The organism is Paraburkholderia sp. USG1 (assembly GCF_031570135.1).
Classification (GTDB): domain Bacteria; phylum Pseudomonadota; class Gammaproteobacteria; order Burkholderiales; family Burkholderiaceae; genus Paraburkholderia; species Paraburkholderia dioscoreae.
In genome coordinates this window covers 1-25,557 of record NZ_JAMWXW010000008.1, presented here as the reverse complement: position 1 = coordinate 25,557, position 25,557 = coordinate 1, and the positions used below count along the sequence as shown (strand labels likewise).

The 25,557-nt window shown below is 63.1% G+C and carries 31 protein-coding genes; 15 read left to right on the top strand and 16 right to left on the bottom strand.

Annotation, left to right across the window (positions count from 1 at the left end):
• The first annotated feature begins 8 nt into the window (after window positions 1-8).
• Together NE850_RS12665 and NE850_RS12660 are read left to right on the top strand one after the other, a co-directional pair.
• A complete protein-coding gene (locus tag NE850_RS12665) occupies window positions 9-698 on the top strand; it encodes a nitroreductase (protein ID WP_007178509.1) in 690 nt (229 codons plus the stop codon).
• Window positions 699-747: 49 nt separating this feature from the next.
• Window positions 748-1,059: a high-potential iron-sulfur protein gene (locus tag NE850_RS12660; RefSeq protein ID WP_007178508.1), complete on the top strand. Its 312-nt coding sequence runs from the start codon at window positions 748-750 to the stop codon at window positions 1,057-1,059.
• A gap of 52 nt (window positions 1,060-1,111) precedes the next feature.
• Here the strand turns inward: NE850_RS12660 and NE850_RS12655 are convergent, their stop codons facing one another.
• The 3 genes from NE850_RS12655 to NE850_RS12645 all read right to left on the bottom strand — a co-directional run bounded on the left by NE850_RS12655 (window position 1,112) and on the right by NE850_RS12645 (window position 2,494).
• The gene (locus tag NE850_RS12655) at window positions 1,112-1,462 is read right to left on the bottom strand and encodes a DOPA 4,5-dioxygenase family protein (protein ID WP_007178507.1); all 351 of its coding nucleotides are present in this window, start codon (window positions 1,460-1,462) and stop codon (window positions 1,112-1,114) included.
• A 35-nt stretch (window positions 1,463-1,497) separates the two neighbouring features.
• Window positions 1,498-1,971 carry a GNAT family N-acetyltransferase gene (locus NE850_RS12650; RefSeq protein ID WP_007178506.1) on the bottom strand — a complete coding sequence of 158 codons (474 nt, stop codon included), beginning with the start codon at window positions 1,969-1,971 and terminating at the stop codon, window positions 1,498-1,500.
• A 340-nt stretch (window positions 1,972-2,311) separates the two neighbouring features.
• Complete coding sequence (locus NE850_RS12645; protein ID WP_035516845.1) at window positions 2,312-2,494, bottom strand: hypothetical protein; 183 nt, start codon at window positions 2,492-2,494, stop codon at window positions 2,312-2,314.
• 112 nt (window positions 2,495-2,606) lie between these two features.
• Between NE850_RS12645 and NE850_RS12640 the strand changes: the two genes are divergently transcribed.
• Entirely contained in the window at window positions 2,607-2,879 is a 273-nt protein-coding gene (locus NE850_RS12640) for a DUF1488 domain-containing protein (protein WP_007178505.1), read from the top strand.
• 1,012 nt (window positions 2,880-3,891) lie between these two features.
• Window positions 3,892-4,365 carry a hypothetical protein gene (locus NE850_RS12635; RefSeq protein ID WP_007178504.1) on the top strand — a complete coding sequence of 158 codons (474 nt, stop codon included), beginning with the start codon at window positions 3,892-3,894 and terminating at the stop codon, window positions 4,363-4,365.
• A gap of 98 nt (window positions 4,366-4,463) precedes the next feature.
• Here the strand turns inward: NE850_RS12635 and NE850_RS12630 are convergent, their stop codons facing one another.
• Window positions 4,464-6,425: a hypothetical protein gene (locus NE850_RS12630; protein WP_007178503.1), complete on the bottom strand. Its 1,962-nt coding sequence runs from the start codon at window positions 6,423-6,425 to the stop codon at window positions 4,464-4,466.
• 414 nt (window positions 6,426-6,839) lie between these two features.
• Between NE850_RS12630 and NE850_RS12625 the strand changes: the two genes are divergently transcribed.
• The 4 genes from NE850_RS12625 to NE850_RS12610 all read left to right on the top strand — a co-directional run bounded on the left by NE850_RS12625 (window position 6,840) and on the right by NE850_RS12610 (window position 9,677).
• The gene (locus NE850_RS12625) at window positions 6,840-7,193 is read left to right on the top strand and encodes a YciI family protein (RefSeq protein WP_007178502.1); all 354 of its coding nucleotides are present in this window, start codon (window positions 6,840-6,842) and stop codon (window positions 7,191-7,193) included.
• 149 nt (window positions 7,194-7,342) lie between these two features.
• Window positions 7,343-7,756, top strand: a complete 414-nt coding sequence (locus NE850_RS12620; RefSeq protein WP_007178501.1) for a YciI family protein — start codon at window positions 7,343-7,345, stop codon at window positions 7,754-7,756.
• 114 nt (window positions 7,757-7,870) lie between these two features.
• Complete coding sequence (locus NE850_RS12615; protein WP_007178500.1) at window positions 7,871-8,278, top strand: VOC family protein; 408 nt, start codon at window positions 7,871-7,873, stop codon at window positions 8,276-8,278.
• A 4-nt stretch (window positions 8,279-8,282) separates the two neighbouring features.
• A complete protein-coding gene (locus NE850_RS12610) occupies window positions 8,283-9,677 on the top strand; it encodes an RNA polymerase sigma factor (RefSeq protein WP_310698822.1) in 1,395 nt (464 codons plus the stop codon).
• Here NE850_RS12610 and NE850_RS12605 read toward each other — a convergent pair.
• The 6 genes from NE850_RS12605 to NE850_RS12580 all read right to left on the bottom strand — a co-directional run bounded on the left by NE850_RS12605 (window position 9,592) and on the right by NE850_RS12580 (window position 14,515).
• Window positions 9,592-10,284 carry a class I SAM-dependent methyltransferase gene (locus NE850_RS12605; protein WP_007178498.1) on the bottom strand — a complete coding sequence of 231 codons (693 nt, stop codon included), beginning with the start codon at window positions 10,282-10,284 and terminating at the stop codon, window positions 9,592-9,594. The two genes, NE850_RS12610 and NE850_RS12605, sit on opposite strands and share 86 nt — an antisense overlap.
• Before the next feature lie 178 nt (window positions 10,285-10,462).
• Window positions 10,463-11,041 carry a DUF4337 domain-containing protein gene (locus NE850_RS12600; protein WP_007178497.1) on the bottom strand — a complete coding sequence of 193 codons (579 nt, stop codon included), beginning with the start codon at window positions 11,039-11,041 and terminating at the stop codon, window positions 10,463-10,465.
• A gap of 191 nt (window positions 11,042-11,232) precedes the next feature.
• Entirely contained in the window at window positions 11,233-11,409 is a 177-nt protein-coding gene (locus NE850_RS12595; protein WP_007178496.1) for a DUF1427 family protein, read from the bottom strand.
• A gap of 68 nt (window positions 11,410-11,477) precedes the next feature.
• Entirely contained in the window at window positions 11,478-12,443 is a 966-nt protein-coding gene (locus NE850_RS12590) for a zinc-binding alcohol dehydrogenase family protein (protein WP_310698821.1), read from the bottom strand.
• Window positions 12,444-12,620: 177 nt separating this feature from the next.
• The gene (locus NE850_RS12585) at window positions 12,621-13,451 is read right to left on the bottom strand and encodes a helix-turn-helix transcriptional regulator (RefSeq protein WP_310698820.1); all 831 of its coding nucleotides are present in this window, start codon (window positions 13,449-13,451) and stop codon (window positions 12,621-12,623) included.
• Between the two features lie 119 nt (window positions 13,452-13,570).
• On the bottom strand, window positions 13,571-14,515 hold the full coding sequence (locus NE850_RS12580) for an AEC family transporter (RefSeq protein WP_007178493.1): 945 nt from the start codon (window positions 14,513-14,515) through the stop codon (window positions 13,571-13,573).
• Between the two features lie 127 nt (window positions 14,516-14,642).
• Here NE850_RS12580 and NE850_RS12575 point away from each other — a divergent pair, with 127 nt between their 5' ends.
• Entirely contained in the window at window positions 14,643-15,509 is an 867-nt protein-coding gene (locus NE850_RS12575; protein WP_007178492.1) for a LysR family transcriptional regulator, read from the top strand.
• A gap of 12 nt (window positions 15,510-15,521) precedes the next feature.
• On the opposite strand, the gene NE850_RS12570 is transcribed toward NE850_RS12575, so the two are convergent.
• Entirely contained in the window at window positions 15,522-16,187 is a 666-nt protein-coding gene (locus NE850_RS12570) for a VC0807 family protein (RefSeq protein ID WP_035516841.1), read from the bottom strand.
• Window positions 16,188-16,425: 238 nt separating this feature from the next.
• On the opposite strand from NE850_RS12570, the gene NE850_RS12565 reads away from it, so the two are divergent.
• Window positions 16,426-16,962, top strand: coding sequence for a GNAT family N-acetyltransferase (locus tag NE850_RS12565; protein ID WP_007178490.1), 537 nt, complete (start codon window positions 16,426-16,428; stop codon window positions 16,960-16,962).
• Between the two features lie 84 nt (window positions 16,963-17,046).
• Here NE850_RS12565 and NE850_RS12560 read toward each other — a convergent pair whose 3' ends face one another.
• A complete protein-coding gene (locus tag NE850_RS12560) occupies window positions 17,047-17,784 on the bottom strand; it encodes a GNAT family N-acetyltransferase (RefSeq protein ID WP_007178489.1) in 738 nt (245 codons plus the stop codon).
• Window positions 17,785-17,892: 108 nt separating this feature from the next.
• Between NE850_RS12560 and NE850_RS12555 the strand changes: the two genes are divergently transcribed.
• The 3 genes from NE850_RS12555 to NE850_RS12545 are packed head-to-tail and all read left to right on the top strand — an operon-like array spanning window position 17,893 to window position 19,994.
• Window positions 17,893-19,416 carry a PLP-dependent aminotransferase family protein gene (locus NE850_RS12555; protein ID WP_007178488.1) on the top strand — a complete coding sequence of 508 codons (1,524 nt, stop codon included), beginning with the start codon at window positions 17,893-17,895 and terminating at the stop codon, window positions 19,414-19,416.
• Between the two features lie 46 nt (window positions 19,417-19,462).
• A complete protein-coding gene (locus NE850_RS12550) occupies window positions 19,463-19,693 on the top strand; it encodes a hypothetical protein (RefSeq protein ID WP_232292856.1) in 231 nt (76 codons plus the stop codon).
• Window positions 19,662-19,994 carry a hypothetical protein gene (locus NE850_RS12545; protein ID WP_007178487.1) on the top strand — a complete coding sequence of 111 codons (333 nt, stop codon included), beginning with the start codon at window positions 19,662-19,664 and terminating at the stop codon, window positions 19,992-19,994. Before NE850_RS12550 ends, NE850_RS12545 begins: the two co-directional genes overlap by 32 nt.
• A 43-nt stretch (window positions 19,995-20,037) precedes the next feature.
• On the opposite strand, the gene NE850_RS12540 is transcribed toward NE850_RS12545, so the two are convergent.
• On the bottom strand, window positions 20,038-20,844 hold the full coding sequence (locus NE850_RS12540) for an aminoglycoside phosphotransferase family protein (protein ID WP_310698819.1): 807 nt from the start codon (window positions 20,842-20,844) through the stop codon (window positions 20,038-20,040).
• Between the two features lie 211 nt (window positions 20,845-21,055).
• Here NE850_RS12540 and NE850_RS12535 point away from each other — a divergent pair, with 211 nt between their 5' ends.
• Complete coding sequence (locus tag NE850_RS12535) at window positions 21,056-21,643, top strand: flavin reductase family protein (RefSeq protein ID WP_007178485.1); 588 nt, start codon at window positions 21,056-21,058, stop codon at window positions 21,641-21,643.
• A 24-nt stretch (window positions 21,644-21,667) separates the two neighbouring features.
• Here NE850_RS12535 and NE850_RS12530 read toward each other — a convergent pair whose 3' ends face one another.
• The 3 genes from NE850_RS12530 to NE850_RS12520 form a co-directional block, all read right to left on the bottom strand.
• The gene (locus NE850_RS12530) at window positions 21,668-22,153 is read right to left on the bottom strand and encodes a GNAT family N-acetyltransferase (protein ID WP_165189516.1); all 486 of its coding nucleotides are present in this window, start codon (window positions 22,151-22,153) and stop codon (window positions 21,668-21,670) included.
• Window positions 22,154-22,579: 426 nt separating this feature from the next.
• Entirely contained in the window at window positions 22,580-22,852 is a 273-nt protein-coding gene (locus tag NE850_RS12525) for a hypothetical protein (protein ID WP_165189515.1), read from the bottom strand.
• Between the two features lie 212 nt (window positions 22,853-23,064).
• Window positions 23,065-23,868, bottom strand: a complete 804-nt coding sequence (locus tag NE850_RS12520; protein WP_007178482.1) for a hypothetical protein — start codon at window positions 23,866-23,868, stop codon at window positions 23,065-23,067.
• 231 nt (window positions 23,869-24,099) lie between these two features.
• Between NE850_RS12520 and NE850_RS12515 the strand changes: the two genes are divergently transcribed.
• A complete protein-coding gene (locus tag NE850_RS12515; protein ID WP_165189513.1) occupies window positions 24,100-25,227 on the top strand; it encodes an aminotransferase class V-fold PLP-dependent enzyme in 1,128 nt (375 codons plus the stop codon).
• The last annotated feature ends 330 nt before the right edge of the window (window positions 25,228-25,557 follow it).

Below are 25,557 nucleotides of genomic sequence, written 5' to 3'. Positions count from 1 at the left end.
ATTCGCCGATGACCATACCCGCTAACGCCGTCGACACCGCGCTCATCACGCGGCGTTCCATTCGGGCTTTTCTGCCCACACCGGTGCCGCGCGCCGATATCGAAGCCATTCTCGAAGCCGCCAGCCGCGCGCCTTCCGGCACCAATACGCAGCCGTGGAAAGTCTACGTGGTGACGGGCGAATCGCTCGCGCGTCTTTCGCAGGCCTTGCTTGCCGCTTACGACGATCCGCAGCGCGATGCGCTGTACCAGGAAGAGTACCCGTACTACCCGCATCAATGGGTTTCACCATACATCGACCGGCGCCGCAAAATCGGCTGGGATCTGTATGGCCTGCTCGGCATCACGAAGGGCGACAAGGCGCGCATGCATGAGCAGCATGCTCAGAACTACCGCTTCTTCGGTGCACCGGTGGGCTTGTTCTTTACCATCGACCGGGTCATGGAGCGCGGCAGCTGGCTCGACTACGGCATGTTCCTGCAGGCGATCATGACGGCCGCGCGCGGCCGTGGTCTCGATACCTGTCCGCAGGCGGCGTTTACGCAGTTTCATCGGGTGATTGCGGAGCATCTCGGCTTGCCGCCCGAAGAACAACTGGTGTGCGGCATGTCGCTCGGTTTCGCCGACGAAGGCGCGCTGGTCAACACGTTGCGCACCGAGCGCGAACCGGTTGAGCGGTTCACGCGATTTCTCGATTGACGGCAATTGATCGCGATCGAGGCAAGTCCCCACCCCCAATCGGACCTATATGAAAACATCGCGCCGCCATTTTCTGCTGCTGGGCGTGAGCGCGGGCTCAGCGCTCGCACTCGCCCGTACTGCCTTCGCCGAGCCTGCGAACACGCTCAGCGAAAGCGATCCGAAGGCGCAAGCCGTCGGCTATAAGGAGGACGCTTCCAAGGTCGACAAAGCGAAATTCTCCGGCTACGCCGCCGGACAAACCTGCGGTAACTGCTCGCTGTTCCAGGGTAAAGCCACGGACGCATACGGCGGTTGCACGCTGTTCGGCGACAAGCAGGTCGCCGCGCGCGGCTGGTGCAGTTCGTATTCGAATATGTGACGTGCAAGGGGCGACGTGCTATCCAGTTCGCTGCGCGTCGCATTCACGGCGCTCAGTTCAGCGCGCTCAGTACCAGTTCGTGTGAATGGCCGATCCATACGGCTGCGTCGCGGTGATCGCGGAGCGCGTCGCCGGTATTCGGGTGCAGGAAGATATCCAGTGCGCCGTGATTCAGCGTGAGCCAGCCCACCAGGTCGGCGAACTGCTCCTGCGTGAACGCGAGCTGATACGACCACATGGGATGCGGTCCCACCGGGCGCTCATGAAAGCGGCCCAGTTGCAGTTTGCCGCTCCAGCGCGCTTCGATCTGCTCACGCAAGGTCCAGGCGGCGTCGCGGCTGCTCGCATCGAAATACACGTGGGCATGCCAGCTTGCGATGGCGGAGGTGTCGCGAAAGGTCATAACAGGTCCGTTGCGTATCAGTCTTTATCCGACATTCATTCTGCTTCAATTTCCGTCGACGCGCGTGGCGCGCGGCTCATGTAAAACTGTCTGTCATCTTCGCCGACGATCTCGAAGCCGAGCCGTTCGTACAGGCGCTGCGCGGGATTGCCTTTGAGCACCTTGAGGGTGACTGGCAACGCGTCGGCTTGCGCGGCGCGCAACACCGATTGCAGCGCGCGTTCGCCGATGCCGCGCCCTTGAAGCGATGGCGTGATCTGCAATTGCACGACGACCCATTCTGCTTCCGTGCGATGCGCTTTGAGCAAACCGGCCGGCTCGCCGTCGATGCAAATCACGCGCGCCGTGTCATAACGATGCAGCAGACGCGCGCGATGCTCGATATCGTCCGATGGTTCGCCGACGCGCGCCAGGTGCTCCGTCATGGTCGCCTTGCGCAGATCGAACAGGAAGGCCTCGTCCGTGTCGAGTGCCGGGCGCAGGGTGAAAGCAGGTTCTTGAACGGACATGTGGGTCACGTTGCCGGTGTGCCGGCGGCTAGTAAGAATGGTCGTGAATTGTCGCGCCAGCAGCGCTTTTTTACCACGCGGTTATGTTTGTGCCTTTCGACCTGACTGTTCACCGGTCGCGCCAATGCCGAAAGTGGGCAGTCCACGCGGTTGCGGATTCGCATGCTCGCGCGCGCGCCGCCTCAGGCGCGGCCGATGTTTGCGGCGCGCCGGACGCGGGGCGCGGCCTGTTTGCGGTGTGCGCGCTACGGTTCATGCTGCGCGGTTTGCGTTGATTGGCATGTGCTTTGCTTTTGCCTCATCCGCGAATTGCTGGCGGTGTGGGCTCGAAGCCGAACCGTCAGGCAACGATGCCGGTCTGGCATAACAACGACACATGCTGCATACGACGAAACCACACATTGTCACGTACGGGGTTGATGGCGACGCGATGACGCTCGTCTTTTATCCCGACACCGGTTGTCTGCGCTTTGCCATGCGCGCGGCATTGCCACGAGCGCCGGCCGCCGTATTCCTGGTTCACGACGTTTTCCGCATGGCGAGGTGCGCACTGTGGCTTTGCGTAGCTATTCAGTTTCTTCCGGTGTCGTTCGTTCAACACGGCGAGCGGCTTAACGAACTTTGCGAGGTGGGCTATGGAGATTATCGAGCTCGAACCAAGCGTCTCGGCAGACGGACGCGCGGTGATTTTCCAGCTTTCGACGCGAGGACGGGATCTCGAGTGCGCCGTCACGCGTGAGGCATTGGAACAGCATTTCTGGTTGCAACGCGACGCCGGCGAGGAACGCGTCTTGAAGACGTTCGCGGACGGACGCAAGCGCATTACCGCCGTGGCGGAAAGAAAAATGCTGGCACGTCCGGGCGAAAAAGTGCTGCTGACGATCGCCGATTTTGCCGCCCGGGGTTGACGAGCCAGCTCGATGCGATCGCGCGTTTCGTTTGCGTTCGCGTGATATGTCGTCGTGCAACCGTACATCCCCGAGATTCAGCAAGCGACGGTGAAGGTGCCGCTGCTCGCTGAACCTTGCCGATTTTTGCCGGTTCGATCCACTTCCTATAGGTCCGGCCGCTGAAGTCGGCGGCAACGATTCCGCGCAGTAAATAGCCGCATTTATCGCTGTGGGCGGCGCAGCGCGCATCCGTTCACGTCTGAGGAAATCGGCCTATTACGCCGATTCGCCAAACTGGCGTGCCAATTCCCCTCGCTTCGCGCAATTGCATTCGCAAGTGCGCGCATACACTGTTTTTCATGGAGCGACAGATGACCGAGCCCCATCGACGCGGTCTTCCCCCGCGTTGTTTTGAACCGTACCGTTGATGGCAGTTTGCCGCGGTTGTCGAACGCGGCGGAGCAGTAACGCAGTAGGTAGTAGAAGCAATGCGAATAGCGCGCGATCCATGCAATTAGCGCGTGAATCAGCAGGGGGTTGCAGCCAGGTGATGTTGAAGGCGAGGGACCAGGTTGTGATGCAGTGGCAGTTCAAGTAACAACAGCTTTGCAGATGTAGTTCAAGTAGCAGCTCTGATAGTTTGTGGTGGGTAAAAGTCGGCAAGCATCCACGCGCGAGTACGACTGTTCCATCCTGTCCGGCCCTGTTCCTTCGCGGGAACAGGGTTTTTTTTGTCTCGTTGCGCGGCACGACTTGCAATTGGCGGGTTCGAGCCGATATGCGGGCGTTGCATCGCGTTTTGCGGTTTTGTCGGTGAATATTCGACACCCGGCCGGCCGCGTGGTGTGAGACGCTGCACATGAACGGGACTTGATGTAGTTTAAGTCTGTCTTAATAGTTGCTTGCCATGATGGCTGCACAGACTCACATTAGGGCCTGTCAAGCCGCCGGCGTATCGGCGGCGTTTGCCACCGTAGAGCAAACGCATCCGGTGGCGAAGCCGAAAGCTAGAGAAGGAGTTTGAACCGATATGTCCAGTAAATCGCGAGTCCGCAGGCACAACCAGTCGGCCATGTCTCCGCTGTTGCGCGCGTTGACCTATAGCCGCACTGCCCATGAGCCGGTTACGTCGGCGATGCTTCTGCAGTGCTATACCGCCCTCGATGCATTCCGGCACGGCCACGGCTCGCGGAATCTGCACATGACCTTGAGCCGGCATTTGCTGGTGTCGCAAGAGCTCGCGCGGCTCGGCCTCGGCGAGGACGTGCTGTCAGACATCGAAAGTGCGCATGCGGCGATGGTTCAGATCGACACGCGTGAACACGGCGAAGGCGCATGGGCACTGCAAGATGGCGAATACGCCCGCCTGTGCACGGCGCTGGCGATTCTCGACGGCCAGCTGAGCGTGGCATCGTTGAGCGAGATTGCGAGCGCGGAAGCCAGGATGATAGAGGGATTGATGAGGTCCGCGCAGGTTCAGGCAATTGCGGAAGCCGTGGTCTGAGTCGCCCGCACGGGTTTCGCCTTTCTCCGGCACACAAATGAAACGCCCCACGTGGGGCGTTTTTTCGTTCAGCCGAGCAGATGCGCCGTTGCGTGGCGCTAATCGTTGTACTTCGTAATGTCGTAGAACGCGATCCCGTTCTGCCCGCCGCTCAATTGCACGAGCCGCGAATTCCCCGAGATCAGCGGTGGGAATGGGCAATTCGAGCAAGTCACCACGCCGAGCGAATCGACGCTTGCGCTCACCGTCGTTTGATACTGGCCGAACGTAGTGTTGTTCGGCGCGCCGACAGAAAAGCCGTCCACTTCCGTTACCGAACCCAAGGCCGTCAGACCGGTTGCCTGAATCTGCACGGACGTCACCGGATACGCGAGATCCCGTCCGTTCACGAGGCTCGACCACGTCACGCTCATCGCGTACTGAGTGCCCGCGAGCGAGCCGGCCGGCGTCAGGAATTCAGTCGCGAAATCCGGCAGCAGCGTCGGCCATGCGACCGAGCTGCCAGCCGCCGCGCTCAGCGGGCTACCTGGATTGATGATCGACGACTGGCCGAGTTGCGCGCCATTCCTGTCGTAGAACGTCACCGTGTAGGTCGAATAGAGCGGCACGCCGCTCGCATCGATTGATTGCGGCGAGTAATAGCCGCTCGCGGCAGGCGCCGTGAAGTTCGCCGTCGACGAAAGCGATTGCCATGACCAGCGGTACAGCGACGTGTTGCTGCTGGTCGTGGCAGGCGACACCGGCGCGGCGTTCAGAACTGCGTCTGAGAGACCCAGCGTGTTGCTGCCCACGGTATCGCGCTGCATCAGCCAGACCGGCGCGGCGAGACCGGGGCCGGTGACGGAGGCCGAATAAACCGTGGGATTCGACGCGGTCGGGATCGCGATCGTGAGGCCCGACTCATAACGGTTCACGTCGCTCAGTCTCGAATCGAGGAAAGTCCGCCGCGCGATCTGCGAGTCGATCGACACCGCGAATTGCGACTGATTGCCGATCAGATCCCAGTCAAGCTGCGTGCCGTCGGCTAGCGTGACGGGCGTCGCGCGTTGTTGCGCGATGCTGTAGAGCACGCCGGCCGCTGTGCCGCTCGCGAGCGTGAACGGCAATTGCACGAGCGCCAGCTGTTTGCCGTTGCGCGTGAAGAAGGCTAGCGTCTTCGGCGATCCGAAGACGGCGCCGGTCAAGGCCGCGTCCGTCACGCCGTGGCCGACGGCGAGATCGGTCGAGCCGTTTTCCAGATACGTGGCGTCGATGGCCGGCGAGCACGACGTGTTGAGCGTGCCGTTTGCCGCGCAGGCGGTGAGCAGCGTCGCGAGCGGGGCCAGATAATTCGCGGCCACTGGCGGCGCGGCGAGCGTTACCGATTGCGCGGTCTTGTTGTTCAGCGCCACGGTCATGCCCGGCGCGGCATTCGACAGCAGCGATAAGCCACCGTTAGCGGACGTGACGAGCGATACCGTGTCGATGACCGCGTCCGCGCCGGTATGGTTCGGTGTGAACGCTACGCCGATGGGATCGAAGCCGGCCAACTGCAAGCCGTTCTGCGCGAGGATGTTCGCCAGCATCGTGTCGAGCGTGATGGTCGCGATCTGCACGGCGGGCAATGTGACCTTGGTCAGCGCCGCGGTCGACGCAAGGTCGAGCGGGTTGCCCGAGGCCGTGAGCATCGCCGTAATCGCGGTGGTCAGCGTGGTGACGTTGACGACAGCCGGCGCGGTGCCGGTCGGCAACTGCGCGAGCACCGAGACGAGCGGGGCGGACAGACGGGCGGCGTCGCTCGCGATGATCAGGAACGGTGCGGTCATGCCCTTCACCGGGATCGAGTACGCGCCTTGCGCGTTGGTGGTCGCGGTGGCCTGCGCGCCGGTCGCATCGATCAGCGTGACGTTCGCGCCGACCAGGGCGCTGCCCGCGGCCACGGTCCCGCCGACTGCGGTCGCCGTAACGGCAGGCGGGTTCGACGATCCCGAACCGGAGCCGCCGCCTCCACAACCGCTGAGTTGGAAAAAGGCAAACGCCACAGCGGCGGCAACGCTGCTGCGCACTAACGATCGATGCATGAATTTCCCCGACGCTTTGATTATTCGATTGCTTGTGAATGGTTATAGATGGCCGGCAGCTTTTGCCGATGATTGCGCACGATCCGAATCGTGCGGCGTCGTTAAATTGAAAGCTGATTCCCCGCGCCTGCTAAAACGATAAAACGGCATTTTCACGACGCATCTTTAGCGCGAAGGGAGAATACTTCAACACGGCACTATCGTGTCGCGCGGTAAAAAAACATTGACTATGCCGCGCGGATATTACGGGTCTCCGTAAGGCGTCTGGCTGAGTGCCTCGCCAGCGCCGGATCAGGTTTGCCGGAGTCTTTCATGCTTGTTAGACTGCCTCTCGCCAACTCACCGCGAGCGCGATTTTTGCCTCTTACGCTTCCAGGGCGTTCACGTCTGCGGCGCGATCAAATCGGAGACGCCATGTCTTATATGCTGCTCATTGTCGAACCCCCGAATCAGCGCATTGAACGCGGTGAAACTGCGGGCCGCGAAGTTTACGACCAGATGGTCCGTTTCGCCGCCGATCTGAAAGCGCGCGGCAAACTGCTCGCGGTCGAATCGCTTACGTCCTCTAGCGACGCCGTGCGCGTACAGGTCCGCGACGGCCAGCCGAAGCTGCTCGACGGCCCCTTCGCCGAAGCCAAGGAAATGGTCGGCGGATTCTTCCTGCTCAATTGCGAGAGCCGCGAAGAAGCCGTGGCAATCGCGCAGGCCTGCCCCGCGGCAACGTGGTGCACGGTCGAAGTCCGCAAGCTCGGGCCTTGTTTCGCCTAGCCGGTTCGCGCATCCACAGCATGTGTTCTCGGGGTTTTCCCTGGCGGATCGACGCGCTTGTCGATCCGCCAGCGCATTGTTCGTCGTGTGAGTAAGAAGTCCAGCAACGTGCGCGGCTTTCCGTCTCACAACAAAAAGGAGTAACGGCGATGCGATTCATGATCCTCGTAAAAGCAACGGCTGCCAGCGAAGCCGGCGAGATGCCGGAAGCGTCCCTCATGGCCGCGATGGGCGCCTATCACGAAGAACTGGCCAAAGCCGGCGTGCTGCTCGACGCCACCGGCCTGCAACCGAGCTCGAAAGGCTGGCGCGTTCGCTACAGCGGCGGCCAGCGCTCGGTCGTGGACGGACCGTTTGCTGAAACCAAAGAGCTGATTGCCGGCTATACGCTAATCCAGGTGCGCTCGCGTGAAGAAGCCGTGGAATGGGCGCGGCGCTTTCCGGCGCCTTTTGGCGAGCAAGCCGACGGCGAAATCGAAGTGCGTCAGTTGTTCGAACTCGACAACTTCGAACCCGGCCCCGAGTTGGACCGGTTCCGCGAACTGGAAGCGGGCAAGCGCTGAGGCGCGACCGACCGGAACTCCGCTGAACGCGGCGCACGGCGGCTGAAGCGGCGCGACGCACTGGGCGTGGTGCGCTGAAGCCGTCCGGCTACAACCTCATCAACGGACTGCATCATGCATAAGCAGATCTACGTCAATCTCGCGGTGGACGATCTCGAACGGTCGAAGGCCTTTTTTAGCGCGATCGGGTTGAGCTTCGAGCCGCGATTCACGAACGGGCAGGCGGCCTGCCTGATCCTCGGGGAAAGCATCTACGCGATGTTGCTGGTCAAGGAGCTGTTCAAGTCGTTCACGCGCAAGTCGCTGTGCGACCCGAAGGAGAGCACGGAAGCGCTGGTGGGCCTGTCGTGCGAAAGCCGGCAGGAGGTGGATGCGCTGGTCGCCAGGGCGCTCGCCGCCGGCGGCACGGTCCCGCGCGCGCCGCAGGATTATGGTTTCATGTACGGGCACGGCTTCGAGGATATCGACGGCCACATCTGGGAGCTCATCTACATGGATCCGAACGCCAGGGCGGCGGGCTGAGGCTGTGACCACGACAGTCACTCACCGTGCCATCGAGGCAGTCTGGCGGATCGAATCCGCCAAGGTCATCGCCCACGCCGCGCGAATCGTGCGCGACGTGGAGCTCGCCGAAGAGCTGGCGCAAGACGCCCTGGTGGCCGCGCTCGAGCATTGGCCCGATGCGGGCGTGCCCGACAATCCGGGAGCGTGGCTGATGGCGACCGCAAAGAACCGTGCTCTCGACCGCTTGCGCCAGGAGGCGCTGCATGCTCGCAAGCATCAGGAGTTGGGTCACGATCTCGACGCGCGGGAGGCTCATCTCGTGCCCGATTTCGTCGATACCCTCGATGCCGCCCGCGCCGACGATATCGGCGACGACCTGCTGCGACTCGTGTTCACCGCGTGCCATCCGGTGTTGTCCGCCGACGCGCGCGTCGCGCTCACCCTGCGCCTGCTAGGCGGCCTCACCACGGAAGAAATCGCGCGCGCGTTTCTCGTGCCTGAGCCGACCATCGCGCAGCGAATCGTGCGGGCCAAGCGCACGCTCTCGGCGGCCAGGGTGCCGTTCGAGGTGCCCCAGGCGGATGCGCGCGCGCCACGGCTCGCCTCGGTGCTGCATGTCATCTATCTGATTTTCAACGAAGGCTATTCGGCCACTGCCGGCGACGACTGGATGCGTCCGGCGCTATGCGAGGAAGCGCTGCGGCTTGGCCGCGTGCTGAGCGGTCTCGTGCCCGATGAAAGCGAAGCGCACGGCCTCGTCGCGCTGATGGAGATTCAGGCGTCGCGCACGCATGCACGCACGGATGCGCAGGGCCGCCCCGTGCTGCTGCTCGATCAGGATCGCGGCCGCTGGGATCCGCTGCTGATCCGCCGTGGGCTCGCCGCGCTCGACAGCGCGCATGCATTGGGCGGCGCGAGCGGCCCCTACGCGCTGCAGGCGGCGCTCGCGGCCTGCCACGCCCGTGCGCGTCGTGCGGACGACACCGACTGGGTGCAGATCGTGGCGTTGTATGACGCGCTGTCACAGGTGGCGCCTTCGCCGGTGGTCGAGCTGAACCGCGCGGTAGCGGTCGGCATGGCATGCGGTCCGGCTGCGGGTCTGGAGATTGTCGACGTGCTGGCAGCCGACGCCGCGCTCGCGAACTACCACTGGCTGCCGAGCGTGCGCGGCGACCTGCTGGCGAAACTCGGCCGCGAGGAAGAGGCGCGTGCGGAATTCGAACGCGCTGCCGGCATGACGCGCAATGCGCGCGAGCGCGAGTTGTTGCTCGAACGCGCGCGGCATTGCGCATCGAGATTGACGGCATGCGATGCAAGCGCAGAACGCCGTGTCAGACGGCGCACGCCCGCAGCAGATAAAACTCACGCGGGCCATACGCTTGCGGCGGGTCGCCGAGCGGCTCGACATAGCGGGTAATGCCGATCCGATCGAATCCCGCGGCCACGCAGGCGGCCTCCAGTGCCGCTGCGTCATGCACGGTGAAGCCGTACTCGGCGAAAGGCATCTCGATGGCGGCCTCTGGCGTGATGGCCGCGATTACCAGCGTGCCATCCACCTGCAACACACGACGAATTTCCGCCAGGCCGGCCGTCAGGTCGGACCAGAAATAGGTGCTGTTGATCGTGACTGCCTTGTCGAACGAGGCGGCTGCGAATGGCATGGCGACGACATCCGCCGTTTCGAGTCTGACCTGGCCGTCGCGCACGAAAGCCGCGTTGCGGCAACGAGCGACGGCGATCATGGTGGGCGACAGGTCGATACCGGTGAAGCGCAACCGCGCGGCCTGACCGAGCACGTAGGCGATATGGCCGCCGTTGCCGAGGCCAACTTCGAGAACACGCTCGTTTGCGTGCAGATCGAGCAGATCGAACGACGTTGCGATAACCGCGCGATTCGAGCGCTCCAGCATATCGCCGACCGCTATGCCGACCTTGCCCGCGGGGCAGCCGAGTTGGGGAAGGAGAATGCTTTCCTCGAGGTTGGCGGCCGCCACCTCGCCTGACAATTCAGTAGTTTCTCTCACAGCGATTCCTCCATGACAGATCGTGCCGGATGCGGTGCTCGCCGTGGAAGCGAGAACAGTAATACGGCATCCTTAATTTATGTCATGAAGCCGCGCGGCGCTTATCTATTTAATGCCCGCGTTGATCGGGGCGGGATGGCGTGCAAAACAGTATTAACACTCATCCATCAAGCATCCATCAAGCCGAGAAAAACGCCAGGGCGCCGGTGATCACGCCGGCTCCCGCCACCACGAACGAGAGATTGCGCAGCCATTTCTTGCGGGTCAGCAACGTGATCGCGCACAGGGCGATCGCCACCTGAATCAGCGTGGTGGCCTGCGCCCAGCGATGGTGGCCGTGCAGGAGCGCTTCACTTCTGGCGTCGTTATCCACGACTTCCTTTTCGATCGCTTCAGCCTTCGCGCGGATCGGCTCTTTCTGCTGCTTGTACTTGTCGACGTCGGCGAGGAATTTCGCGTGCGCATCCGCGTTGCCGGCGGACAGCGCGGCGCCGAGTTCAGCGAGATTTTCCTTCTCGCCCTTCGCCTGGTAATAGTTCCACTGGTTCGACGCTTCGGTCTTCCTGATGGCGGCCTCGTTCTTGTAGTACAGCGCGAGGTTTTCGCTGTTGCCGCTCTGATAGGCGCACAGCGCGCCGATCGTCGCGAGGATGGCCGTGATCACGGCCATGCGGCTCGCGAACGGATCCGCGTCATGATGGCCCGCGTGTTCCACGGCATGGTCGTGCGGACCATGTACTTCGTATTCTTCAGGCATCTGATTCTCCGAGGCAAAGCTTTTCTTGTCGTTCCCGGACGGCGCACGGGCCCGTCGGGGCTCAATCTTAGCGTGCGGCGCACGGTGACAGAAAAGGTGACGGCCTGGAGAGCCTGAAGACGCGGTCGCGTTGGCTCTTTTGATCAACGCGCTGAGCTCAACGCGAACGACGCGCGGCGGCATGCAGCGTGTCAATGAATGCCCGACGCCAGCCACGTGCGCACCAACGGAATCACATGTTCGCCGCCCAGCATACCGAGCAGTCCGACCAGCGCGATGGTCGGCGGAGCGGGCGATTTCACTTCCATCACGCTGTAGAGAAGGCCGACCACCACACCGGCGGCCAGCGAGATCAAATACGCTTTCATGACTGTTGTACCCTGGTGAGACGCCTCGTAAAAAAGCGGGCCGCCACGCCTGCCAATCGCGACGGCGATTACATCGTGATCACGACCCGGCCGCGCGTGCCGGCGGCAACGGCGTCGTACGCTTCGCGAGCACGTTCGAGCGGGAAGGCCTGCGCGATGACCGGTCCGGTCAGCTTGCCGGTTTCGAAGCCCTCGACCAGCGCCGTCATCAACGGCGCCGAGTCCGCAACGCCGAGCTTCGCGCTATCCACGCCGAGCAGTTGGGTCTCGTTGTGATAGAAGTCGATCAGATCGAATTCGACGCGGCGCTTGCCGGTCGCGCTGATTTCCAGCACGCGGCCGCGTCGCTTGACGAGGCTCAATGCGGTCTCGAAGGCCACGCCGCCGACTGTGTCGTACACCACGTCCGCACCAGCGCCGCCGGTCAGCGCCCTCAAGCGATCGGTGACGTTTTCGTCGAACGGCACGTAGTCGTCGATCAGGCGGCCCGCCGGCGTATCCGCGTCGAGCGGATGACGGTCCACGGCGATCACACGGGCGCCGCGTGCCTTGGCGATCTGGACCACCGCGCCGCCCACGCCGCCGCCCGCGCCGATCACCGCGATGGTTTCGCCCGCTTGCAGGTGCGCGTACTCGACCGTGCCGAGCCACGCGACCACGAAGTTCACGCCGATCGCGGAGGCTTCGGCGTGGCTCAGCGTTCTGGGTTTGCGCGAGAGTGCCGCGAGCGGCACCTTGATGAATTCGGCATGTGTGCCGTCGCGCGTGAAGCCGATGTCGCCGCCCGTGCCCCACACTTCCGCGCCGAGCCATGTTTGCGGGCCGTCCACCACCACGCCGCTGAAGTCGCGCCCCGGCGTGCGGGGTAGGACCGTGTGTCCGAAATGCCCGGAGACGTTCTTGACGTCGCTCGGATTCACCGAGGCCGCTTTGACCTGTACCACGACGTTGTCCGCATCGGCTTGCGGCATCGGCAGATCCAGGTGTTCGAGCACCTCGGGGCTGCCAAAAGATTTGAACTGGATGGCTTTCATTGTATGTCGCTCCTTGCTGGATTCAGGGCTGTTTCGCGCAGCTGGTGAAACCTAGTCTAGATGACCGGCACTAAGGCATTAGGACAAAGACTTTCGAATTTCGGACAAGGCGGTTTGGTGATCCCTCGCGCGCGTGGCGGTGCGGATTGTGCTCGGTGCTACGGACTGCACAGGTGATCAGCGAAGACTGCTTTTCACCGGTTCGGGCGAGACGGCGTAAGCCGCTTCGCTCAGCGTGCCGCCCGGATCGAAGCCGGTCGGCGGCGCGCCCAGTTCGCGCCGGAACATGTCGCTGAAGCTGCTCGGCTGAAAACCGAGCGAGCGCGCGATGCTGCTCACCGGGCGTCCCTCGGCGAGACAGGAAACGGCGACCGCCAGTTGCACCTGGCGGCGCCATTCGGCAAAGCCGACGCCCAGCTCCCGTGTGAAGAGTCGCGCCAGCGTCCGCACGCTCGCTCCGACCGATGCCGCATGCTGCTCGAAACTGATCGTGATCGACGGATTGTCGATCACCGCGCGGCATAGCGCTTCGAGCCGCCGGTCCGAAGCATCGGGCAGTGCGATGCGCAGCGACGAACGCGGCGCGTGCCCGAGTTCCAGCATGGCGAGACGGTAGGCGGTGTCCAGATAGGTTTGATTGCGCGCGCCGGTGCCTTCGTATTCCGCGATCGAGGTGATCAGTTCGCGCAGCAGGCCGTTCACCTCGAACACGTCGCTGCGCCGGCTCAGATGGCCGACGTTGCGCTCGTGAAGGTAGAGGTTGCGCATTTCCACTTCGCTCATCATGTGGATGGAGTGCAGCGTGCCGGCCGGCAGCCAGACCGCGCGTTGCGGCGGCACGACCAGCGCTTCGCGGCCGACTTCCACCCACATCACGCCCGATACCGCATACAGCACCTGCGCCCACGTGTGCGAATGCGGGTCGATGCGCAGCCCGCGCGGATAGTGCCGCGCGAGCGAACGGGCGTCGGCGTCGTCGTGGAGTTCGGGTGGGCGGGCTTTGGGCACGGCGGGTCGGTTCGGGCTTCGCGCGAGAAGGTCGCGGACCGCGGCGGTCCGTGTTCGAAGCATAACGCGAGGCGCGCGCCGCCGGATACTCGCGCGCCGGCCGGCGCGCTCAGATGCGCTCAGGTTCGATGGCCCATCAGCAGCAACAGCAACGACAGGGTCGCGATCGAGCCCACGGTCGACAGCAGGATCGTCCGCGAGGTGATGTGCGCTTCACGTTCGTAGAACTCGGCGAGCATGAACGGGCCGGTGCCGGTGGGCAGCGCGGCCAGGACGACCGCCATTTCGACCAGTGTGGGCGGGAGTCCGAATACGCGCGCCGCGAACCACCACGTCAGCGCCGGCTGCACCAGCAGCTTGACGCCGGTCAGCAACCAGGAAATGCCGCGAGCGCCAGCCTCCGACGGGCGTTTTTCCGCGAGGAACAGGCCGAGGCTCACCAGCGCGCACGGGCTCGCCGCGCCGCCCAGCAGCTTCAGGAAAGTCTCGACGCTGGCCGGCATCGCGACATGCAGACTGGCAAACAGCACGCCCACAATCGGCGACACGATCAGCGGATTGCGCGCCAGCGATCCCAGCACTTTCAGAGCCAGCTTATGCGGCGTGCGCTCGCTCTGCAGGCCCACCTCGATCAGCACGATCGCAAACGCGAACAGCACGCAGGCGACGAGGATCGTGGCGATCGTGGTCGGCGTCAGACTGGCCGGACCGAACGCGATCACGCCCAGCGGGAAGCCGATGTAACCGGTGTTCGGATACGAGGCCGCGATCGCATCCACGCTCGCATCGGCGAGATGCCGGCCGTTTATCAGGCGCAGCGCGAGAATCAGCACGAACACGCTGACGCACGCAATCGAAAATGTGGCGACGAAGGCCGGTTGATAGAGCTGCTGCCAGGTGGCGTGCGCCATGATGTCGAACAGCAACGCCGGCAATGCCAGCCAGACCACGAAGCGGTTCAGTTCCGACGCCGAGTTCGGCCCGAGCACGTTACGCCGGCGGCATGCAAAACCCGCGAAAATCAGGCCGAAGACGGGAAGCAGAATCTCGAGGGTGGCTAACATCGACGCGGGAAAATTTCGGAAAAAAATGGCAATCCGCCAGCTTAATGACTGGCGTTGATACAATCCAATACTGTTTTTCGCACCCGATAATACCTTTTTTGCATTGTCGTTTTCGCGTGAGTGCATCGTGATCGATATCAAGCCGCTGCGCTACTTCGTGACGCTTGCCGAGACGCGCCATTTCGGCCGGGCGGCGGCGCGTCTGAACCTGTCGCAGCCGCCGTTGAGCCGGCAACTGGCGGCGCTGGAGGCGAGCGTCGGCGTGACGCTGGTCGAACGCAGTCCCCGCAGCGTCACCTTGACCGCCGCGGGCGAGCGCTTTTACGCCGACGCGAAGGCGATTCTCGCCGCCGTCGAACAGGCGGTCAGTAACGCGCAAGCCGCCGCGCAGGGCGATGCGGGCAAGCTCGCCATCGGCTTCACAATGTGTGCGGCGTATAGCGCCGTGCCGGGCTATGCGCGGGCCTTCGGTGCCGCGTTTCCCGAAGTCGCGCTGAACCTCCGCGAGGTCGTCTCGAACGATCTCGCCGAACAGGTGCTCGCCGGCCACATCGACGCGGCCATCATGTTCCCCAACGTGCCGGACAAAGGGCTCGCCACGCGCACGATTGTCAGCGAGCCTTTGTGTGTCGCGCTGTCGCGCAGCCATCCACGCGCCCGGGCGCGGCGCCTGAAGATCGCGCAACTGGCGGGCGAGCCGTTCGTGCTCGCGTCGGCGGAAGTAGCACCCATTTTGCGCGCGACGATCCTCGAACATTGCCGCTCCGGCGGCTTCGAACCCGACATACGCTTCGAAGTGCAGTTGCAGCAAACGGTGCTGAGTCTCGTCGACGAAGGGGTGGGCGTGGCGCTCGTGCCGGCGTCGATGCGCAAGGCGCAGCTCGCGGGCGTGGTGTTCCGGCCGCTGGTCGATGCGCCGTTGATCGAGCAGGTGCTGGCCTGGTCGCCGGCGAATCGCAATCCTTGTCTGGCGCGTTTTCTCGAACTGGCGTGAAGGTGGTGCTGGTCAACTGGCGAGGTGGTTTGCCTCGCTCACGGTGTCGTCCGGATAGCGCAGCGCGTCGCGTTTGATGAGCCGGCGGCACCAGAAAGTCCAGGCCGTCAGGCCGGCATAGACGCCGTACCTCAGCACATTCGAGGCGATGGCTGAGCGCGGGTCGCCGGGCCATTGCCAGACGATCAGACTGCGCAGGACATTCTCGCCCGTCATGCCGATGCCCCACACGAGCGTCATCAGGCGGATATAGGCGACGAGCGTGGGCCGCTCGCGCCAATGCCGCTCGAAGCTCTCGACGCTACGATAATCCTCGCGTGACATGGTCGAGCGGGCGAGATAAAACACCAGTGGCCGCGGCAGCGCGAGCGATACCAGGAACGACACGCCGACCATGCCGGATACCATCGGTTCTTCGATCGCTCGCAGCCGGGTGTTGCCGGCGAGGCTGATGCTCATTGCCAGCAGCGAGAGCACGATGCCGACCAGCACGAGCGCGCTGAGCGCGTCGAAATGGCGATAGCGCAGCAGCTCCCAGCTCATCCACGCGAGCAGCGGCAGCGCCGATGCAGCCAGCGCGCCGAGGTGGCCCCAGTGCGGGAAGGCGAGCCGGTACACGAGCCAGGGCAGGGCGACGTTGACGATCAGCGCGGTGAGGTAGCGCGGGCGGAGTTTCATCGGCGGAGCGTGGTGAGCGGCGCAACGATGCGCGAGGCGCGCGACCCGTATCGATGCGCTTATCGCGCCGACCCGGTTGCGCAGACGTACCGGGGAGTGTATGGCGAAGTCTCCTCTCCTGCCATAGCTTGGGGCGTGCGCGATCAGGAATTTGGCCACGCCCCTCACGCGGAAAAAATCTGCGATCATCGAGCGCACTGCTTGCCGGGCCACTCCAACCACTATCCGCTCCTACGCAATGTCCACCCGTCCCCCGCTCCTCACCACCCCGCGCCTGTCCCTGCGTCCGCACACGCTCGACGATTTCCTCGATAGCTACGCGATGTGGTCCGATCCCGAGGTGATCCGCTACATCGGCGGCAAGCCCTTTACGCGCGAAGAAGTCTGGGCGCGTCTGCTGCGCTACGCGGGACATTGGACGATGCTCGGCTATGGCTATTGGGTCGTGCGGGACAAACAGAGCGGCCGCTTTCTCGGCGAAGTCGGCTTTGCCGACTACCATCGCGAGATCGAGCCGTCATTGATGGGAACGCCTGAGGTCGGCTGGGCACTGGACCCGGCCGTGCATGGCCACGGCTACGCAACCGAAGCCGTGCGTGCCGCGCTGGAGTGGGCCGATCAGCAATGGCCGGGCGGCGAAACGGCCTGTATCGTCGCGCCGGAAAACCTGCCGTCGCTGCGGGTTGCCCACAAGTGCGGTTATCGGGAGCAACTTCGCACCACGTACAAAGGCAAACCGACCATCGTGCTGCGTCGCCCGGCACCCGCGGTCTGAGCCGCCGCGCGACGGGCGACGCGGCTTGTTACGGCCCGATTGCGTCGAGCTAGCCGTTTGCCGGCCGGCTCGACACGCGCCCTATTACGCGTCGTTGCTCGCCGCTGCCCGCTGCTGTGCGATCAGATCCGCCAGCCGTTCAACCTGCTGGCCTTGCGCATCGAAGTTGCCGGCATCGAGCCAGCGCTCATAGCTGGACCGCAGCGCGGGCCATTCGCTGTCGATGACTGAAAACCACGCAGTATCGCGATTGCGCTCGCGATAGACGATCGCCTGCCGGAAGATCCCTTCGAACGTGAACCCGTAGCGTAAGGCCGCCGCGCGCGACGGACCGTTCAGCGAATCGCATTTCCATTCGAAGCGCCGATAGCCCAGTTTGTCGAACACTTGCGTCATCAGCAGGAACATCGCCTCGGTGGCGATGCGCGTGCGCTTCAGCCGCGGCGAATACGTAACGTGGCCGACTTCGATCACGCCGTTGGTGCGGTCGATGCGCATCAGCGCCAGCGTGCCGACTGCCTTGCCGGTCGCCAGATCGATTACGGCGTAGTGGAGCGGATCGGTGGACGCGGCGGCGCGCGTCAGATGCTCGCGATAGGCGGCGAGACTCTCGAACGGACCCACTGTCAGATAGGTCCAGTCGCGACCATCGGCGGCGGCGCTGTACGCCTCGTACAAGTCCTCGGCATGACGCTCCACGTCCACCGGCTCGATCCGGCAATAGCGCCCCACCAGCGGCTCGCGGCCGGGCGCCTGAGCGCCGTTCCAGCCCGGCACGGGGGCGCCGATCGGCTGCTCGAACGCGTTGCGTCTGGGTTGCATGGCTCTTCTCCTCTCGGTTGCGAATGATCGTCGTTGATGGAGAACGATACGGCAAACGTGGTATGTTAAAAAGATCCATCGCTAACCCATTTGATAGATCCAGCCACGATGATCGAGATCATTGGCCCGCTCACCAGCCCGCTACGATCGGCAGCCGCCGGCAGCAGTGCGAAGCCTGAGCCGCTGCAAAAACAGTTGATCGAGCGCTTGCAGCGGGCGATTCTCGCCGGGCGTTTGCCGGCCGGATCGCTGCTGCCTTCGTCACGGTTGCTGGCGGCGGAAATGGGCGTGTCGCGCAATACGGTGGTGATCGCATACGAGCATCTGGCCGCGGTCGGTTACGTGGTTGCCGACCAGCGGGGCACGCGCGTGAGTCCGCTCTCCAGCCCGTCCGCGCGTGGCGAGCCGCAAGCGCAGCCTGCCGTGCCGGACGTGGCCTACGCCGCGCGCGTCGGGCAGTTCGCGGCTACGCTCAGCTACGCCGACAACACCTTGCCGCTGACGCCGGGCACGCCGGCGCTGGACCGCTTTCCGGTGACTGCGTGGCGGCGCGCGCTCGAACGCTCGATGGAGCGCACGTTGCCCCTCGCGCTCGGCTACGGCACGCCGGCCGGCGAGCCGGCGTTGCGCGACGCGATCGCCGCGCACCTTCGCATGGCCCGTGGAGTGCGCTGCGAAGGCTCGCAGGTGGTGATCACCGAGGGCGCGCAGGAGGCGCTGAACCTGTGCGTGCGACTCTTCACCAATCCCGGCGAGGTCGCGTGGGTCGAGGATCCCGGTTATCGCGGCGCGAAGGCCGCGTTCAATCAGGGCGACCTGACCACGCTGCCCATGCCCGTCGACGCCGAAGGCATGGCAGTGCCGGCCGACGCGTGGCGCACGCAGCCGCCCAGGCTGATCTACACATCGCCCGCGCATCAGTATCCGACGGGTTCGGTGCTGTCCGTGGCGCGCCGCCTGGAATTGATCGCGCAGGCGCGGCAGAGCGGCGCGTGGCTGATCGAGGACGATTACGACGGCGAGTTCCGCCACACCGGCGAGCCGATCGCCAGCATGCAAGGGCTGGTCGAGGACGCGCCGGTGTTGTACGTCGGCTCGTTCAGCAAGACGATGTTTCCCGCGCTGCGCACCGGTTTCGTGGTGCTGCCGCGCGCGATCGCCGTGCATACCGCTGTCGCTTTGCAGGAGATGCTGCGCGGCGGGCACCGGCTGGAGCAACTGGCGCTTGCGCATTTCATCGAGAGCGGCGAGTTCGGGCGCCATCTGGGGCGCATGCGGCGCCTGTATCGCGAGCGCCAGCAGGCGTTGCGCGACGCGCTGACCGCGCATTTCGCGGCGTCGCAAATCCTTGGTGGGAATTGCGGCATGCATTTGACGCTGCGCCTGCCGGCTCGCATCGACGATCGAGTCCTCACTGAACACGCGCTTGCCAAAGGGCTCAATCCGCGCGCGCTGTCCGGCTTCGCGTTGCAGCCGCGCGCCGAGACCAATGGATTGGTGATCGGTTACGGCAATACGCCGGCCGAGCAACTTGCGCCCGCTGTGCATGCGCTGGCCGGGCTCGCGGGCGAGATGGACGGCAAGCCGAAGCGCCGGCGCACCGCGGCGCCGGCCGCGACGCTTCGCGTATAACTTTTGCGTTTGTCCGCGCGGCCCATGTCGCGCTATCGTGTCGCTTATGCGCGGCGATTTCGAGGTGTGCGAGATCGACGGATCGCCCGCAACTCATGCCGCGCGCGCCGCACTGCAACATCGCGTGACATGCGGTGCTCCCGAGGCGCTTCCTTGCGGCGTGCGCCCGCAGGCCGTGGTTGGCCTCGGCATGAAGAATGCCTTTGTTGTAGTTATCTATGACGATTTATCCGAACGGAGACGACATGAAGGAAATCGAACCGACCCCGTGGTTTGAGCTTGCGGCCCACACGCCCGTCCGTGAAGGCTGGTATGAGGTGCAATTGACGAGCGGGGACACGGCTTTTGCAAAGTTTGGCGACGGCGCATGGACCGAGAAACCGTTGCTCGTGTTTACGCACTGGCGCGGCTTGTCCGCTGATCCATCGAAAGCCGGCGATGGCGAAGCCGAGTCGATCGGCGCCGAGGCCACCGCCGCCCAAGGCGTGCGCGCCGCGTGGAACGCGTTCTTCCCCGGACTCGGCGAAGAACAGCACAAACCACTGGACGCCATACCCAACGGTAAAGCGCCCCACTGAGGGACGCCGGGCGGCGGCTCGCGGGTTGCCGCCCTGATTTGCCTTACGTGCGCTTGAGCGCCCCGGCAGCCAGTCTGCCGATTTCTGTATCGATGTCCGGCATCTCGCCCGTTTCGAGAATCCACGCCGCGGACAAACCGGACCACGCCAGTATCCATTGCAGCAAACGGTGCCGGTCGAGCCCTGCAATCCGCGCGACCCGTTCGACGCGACGCTCGAACCATCCCGGTATCAACGCCACCTCTTCGTCGGGATTGCAGAAAATGTTCGCGTAGTCGAATCCGCGTTCGCCGTAGAGACCTTTCGGATCGATGGCCAGCCAGCCGCGCGGGCCGAAATCGAGTACGTTCCCGTGATGGATGTCGCCGTGCAACACCACCGGGTCTTGCGGTGCGGCAAGCAGCGCTTGCGCGACGGTCGCGCTGTCCTGCAACCAGCCGCCGTAGTTTTGCCCGGCGGGCCGCAGACTCGCAAACCAGCGCGGCAAACCGGTCAGATCGGGCAGCGCCTTGCTTCGCGACGCGTGAAGCCGCGCCGCGGTGGCGCAGAGAATGTCGATGGCGCGGTCGTCGGCATCGCTGTTGCCGGTGCGTGACAGGTCTGCCAGCGCGTGACTGTTTTGCGCGCGTTCGAGCAGTAGTGCGTCTTTATCGTGCGCAAGTACGCGGGCCGCGCCTTCGCCGTCCCACCACACCATCAACCGCGCGCCGGATTTCTCTTCGGGTTCCTGCGCGATTTTCAGCATTGCCGGTACGCCGTTCTGGCGCACGGGCAGCAGCCGGCTGCTATGCGTGCGAATCGGCTCGCCGTCCTGCCGCAGATTCCATTTGACGATGTATTCGGTGAACATTGCGTGTCAGCTCGTGAGCGCGGCGGCGAGAGCTGCTTCGCCGAATACGGCGATGTGGTTATCAGCGTTATGCAGGCGGACGACGGGCACGGCCTCTCCAACGAGCTTGATGGTGTTTCATTCTCGCCTGGATCGACGGGAATGGCACGCGCAGCGCGCATCGAGCCCCAACGCTACAATCGCTCTCATTCATCTGACGCGGAACATACGTATGAAAGTCACCCGAGAACCCGTGGCGTTGCCGCGGGCCACGCAGTTACTCAATCATGGACCGGTCACGATCATTACCAGTGCGTACGGTGGCCGGTCGAACGTGATGGCGGCGTCATGGGCAATGCCGCTCGACTTCAATCCGCCGAAGGTGGTCGTGGTTGTGGACAGCCGCACCCTCACGCGGCAACTGATCGAAGCGAGCGGCGTATTCGGACTGCAACTGCCGAGCCGTGGATTCGCCGCGCAGACGTTGGCGGTGGGCACGAGTGCGGGCACCGAGCTCGACAAGTTCTCCGCCTTCGGCCTGGAGACGTTCCCCGCGCAACAGATCGACGTGCCCATGCTCGCGGGGTGTATCACGTGGATGGAGTGCAAGGTGATTCCGGACGATAGCCAGCGTCACGATCTGATCATCGGCGAAGTTGTCGCCGCGTATGCGGATAGCCGCGTGTACTCGAATAACCGCTGGCATTTCGGCGACGATCCGGACTTGCGCACCTGCCACTATGTGGCAGGCGGGACGTTCTTTGCCACCGGCGACGCGTTCGAGGTGAACGCCGTGGCGAATGGCGCGGTGGATGAGTGAGGCCCAGACGAACTAACGCGCTGCTTACGCTTCACCCTCCGCAAACTTCTTGAGCGCATCTCCCGCCAACCGATAGCGCACCCATTCGCTTTGCGCGCTTGCGCCGATCGATTCGTAGAAGCCGATGGCCGATTCGTTCCAGTCGAGCACGCTCCATTCGAAGCGGCCGCAACCGGTGTCGCACGCAATGCGCGCGAGGTGGCGCAGCATCTGTTTGCCCGCGCCGCTGCCGCGCGATGCCGGCGACACATACAGGTCTTCCAGATAAAGCCCCTGTTTGCCGAGCCAGGTCGAATACGAAAAAAAGTAGACACAAAAGCCGATGGGCTCGCCGTTCATCTCGCAGATCAGCGCCTTCGCACTGGCGCTTGCGGAAAACAGACTCGCTTCGATGTCCTTCACGGATGCGACGACTTCGTGCTCCGCCTTTTCGTACACCGCGAGTTCGGTGATGAAGCGAAGAATCAATGCGGCGTCGGCTGCGTGAGCGGGACGAATATGGATAGTCAAGGTCAAGAGCTCGGTAGATCAGTTGAGTTGCAGACCCGGGTTTCGCGAACGTGCGTGTTCTTCGGGTCAGACATGCATCGTATCGTTTAACGTGCTGTTCTGGCCAGCAAGTGACGTTCTCGTTTGCCGATGGTGTCGAGCATCTGAGGCTGGCCGCGCGCCAAACCCGCGCGCACGCCTGAGCTCGCAGCTGAAAGCAAGCAGGGAAACGAGACCAGTGCGGATAATCGTCGGGCTCGGGTCGTACCCGTTGATGTCGGTCTATCCGCTCGAAACCCGTCACTCAGCGCAACAACCCTGCGGCGGATTCCAGAAAGCGAAAACGCGCAGATAAATCTGCGCGTTTTAACGTTATTCCCTCAACAGACCAGCGACGTCTGCACACCGCCCAATCAGCGGCACGAGACTGTAATCAATCCGGTCGATTTACGCGCCACCGAAAAATACGGGCTTCATTCCATCATTCGGATCGGGGCGAATGGAGCCTTGAATTTTATGTTCCAGGTGGGACACAGCGGTGCCGAACGAACGCAGGTGAGGATGGCTGCCTGACGCTGAAGTACCGTCAGCGACGCCGCCACGGCTAGTTTGTGCGGCCTGAACATTGGTCGGAGCGACCGCGTCGTTCGATTGGGCAAAAGACGACACGGCGGGAATTGCAAGAGCAGCTGCGACGATGAGCGATTGAACGAGTTTCATGATGCTTACCTCCAGACTTTGTTTGTCCGCAAACACCCGTTTGCGTTTCAGTGATTGCAGTCTAGGCCGGGGGCCGCTCGCAATTAAGTATCTGCAAAACAAAACAATGTTGTGGAAATAAGTACAAACCCTTAGAGCCGACCGCGGCGCGCGCAGCAGCTCGCGTTCGTCATCACACCAGTACTCCCTCGCCGCCGATGTTTGCCGGGCGCTTAGCGCTTAGCCTCCTCTGGCCTGGAGCCCGCGGTCGCGGCAATGCGGCCCTGCGCCGAGACGAGTTGATCATCAGTCGTCGCCACCAGCCACAGACGTGCGTGCTCCGCGATCTGGCGGTTATGGTCCTTCAGCGGGCCCAGCGCGGAGGCGGCCTTCCAGACCACCGAGCCGACGCGACTCTGCCTGCCCGACGGCGCGCCCACGAGCAGGCAGTAAGGTCCCAGCGGAAGCGATACAAACGGGAGTGCAGGGCTGATGCGCACGCGCCAGTCGATGAAGGGCGACTCGCTGATCAGCAGCGGTGTGGGCAAGCCGTAAAGCACGCTGAAATCGTACAGCGCCAGTTGTTCCGGCATGCCGGCGTAGATGCGCCGGATATCGTCGACAACGGCCGCGCGGATCTCGTCCTCGAACATGGGTTCTTCCGCGTAGCGGGCCAATGCCTCACGAGCCGCATGTTGATATGCGCTGAACAGGCCGAGTTCGATGCAGTCCTGCACGGCGCGTTGAACCTCCGCTACAGAACCGGCTTCCGCTGGCGTTCCCAACTGCGCGGCTCGCAGAAATCGGGCGAGTCCCGCTTCCTGGATCGCGGGACTATCCTTGGATGCATCGTCTTGAGCGTCCTTACCAACGGGCACGTAGGTGTATTTCTCGGCTGCGAAATGCGATTTCTTGCCTTCGTCGAACTTGATCTCGCCATCGACGCAGTCCAGATAGCGAGTGCCGATTCGTCCATGCTCCCAAATCCAGTTTTTCAGGAACGGGCGTAGTGGATGCGGTTTTTCGTGATCGGCCATTGGCACCTCCAGGTGTCCCAGTATAGTTCCAAGTTGAAGTCGGCCTGTGGAGGGCATGGCGATGGTTCAAACCGACGGCCTGGTTCTTTCCATCAAGTCAGGCGGGTTTTTCGCTCAGGCTTAGCGGCGGCCGGCGCTAAGGGCCGACATCACATCCTTTGCCGCAGCCTCAGGTGGCTTTCGTTAGAATCTGTTGTAGAAACTTATATTCGTCCATAACCGGAGACAAACGTGCCAGGCTTACTTCCCGATGTCGACCGCGAGGGGCTCCTCGAATATTCAGTCGTTTACACCGACCGATCACTCAATCATATGTCGCAGCTCTTTCAAGGAGTCATGCGCGATATTTCCAATTCTCTGAAGAAGGTCTACAACGCGAAGTCGGCCGTTGTCGTCCCCGGCAGCGGGACTTTCGGCATGGAAGCCGTTGCCCGGCAGTTCGCAACGAACAGGAAATGTCTTGTCATCCGCAATGGCTGGTTCAGTTATCGCTGGACGCAGATTTTCGACATGGGCGGCATTCCGTCTGAATCGATCGTGCTGAAGGCGCGCCCGGTCGAACAAGGCAGACAGGCCGCCTATGCACCGCCGCCGATCGAAGAGGTGGTCGCTGCGATCAGGGAAAACAAGCCGGATCTGGTCTTTGCGCCGCATGTCGAAACCGCATCCGGGATCATGCTGCCGGACGCTTATTTGCGTGCGGTGGCCGACGCTGTGCATGCCGTCGACGGTATGTTCGTACTGGATTGCATTGCGTCCGGTACGGTCTGGGTCGATATGAAGGCGAGCGGCGTCGATGTCCTGCTCAGCGCGCCGCAGAAGGGATGGAGCGCGTCGCCTTGTTGCGGGCTGGTTATGCTTAGTGAGCTTGCTCGTGAAAGAATCGAAGGGACGACTAGCACTAGCTTCGCTTGTGATCTTCGCAAGTGGTTGCAGATCATGGAAACCTACGAGAACGGTGGATTCGCGTACCACGCGACGATGCCCACGGACGGGCTTGCGACGTTGCGTGATGTTATGAGGGAGACTGAGGCTTATGGCTTCGATAAGGTGAGGGCGGAGCAGGTTGAGCTTGGGAGGCGGGTTCGGTCAGTTCTTGCGGATAAGGGGTTTAGGAGCGTGGCGGCTGAGGGGTTTGAGGCGCCGGGTGTTGTTGTTAGTTATACCGATGATGATGGGATACGGTCTGGGAAGAAGTTCGCTGATGCCGGGTTGCAGATCGCGGCTGGGGTTCCGCTTCAATGTGATGAGCCGCAGGATTTTAAGACCTTTCGGATTGGGTTGTTTGGGTTGGATAAGCTGCATGATGTTGAGGGGGCGGTGGGGAGGTTTGTGAAGGGGCTGGGTAGTATTCTTTAGGGTGAGTTTTTGCGGAGGATGTACGTGTTGTTCGTTATCGTAAACGGCTCGGGGAGGAACCCGAAACCTAGCGGAGAGGCTATGCGTAATATCCGGCCAAAGCGGTCGTTCCTCGTTTAACGGTGATCGCGATGAATGTCGGTTTTCAGGTTGTTTGGCGTGGGGCAGCAGTCGGCCATACTCTGCCGCTCACGCGCGGTTTGGGGCCTGTCATAAATTTTGTGTGTAAGGCATAACATGTAGCTCAAGGAGCATGTATGCCACGCAAACCGAAGACGGCCACCGAGGCCCAGACGGCGTTGCCGTCGATTCCGAAGGAATTGATTGACC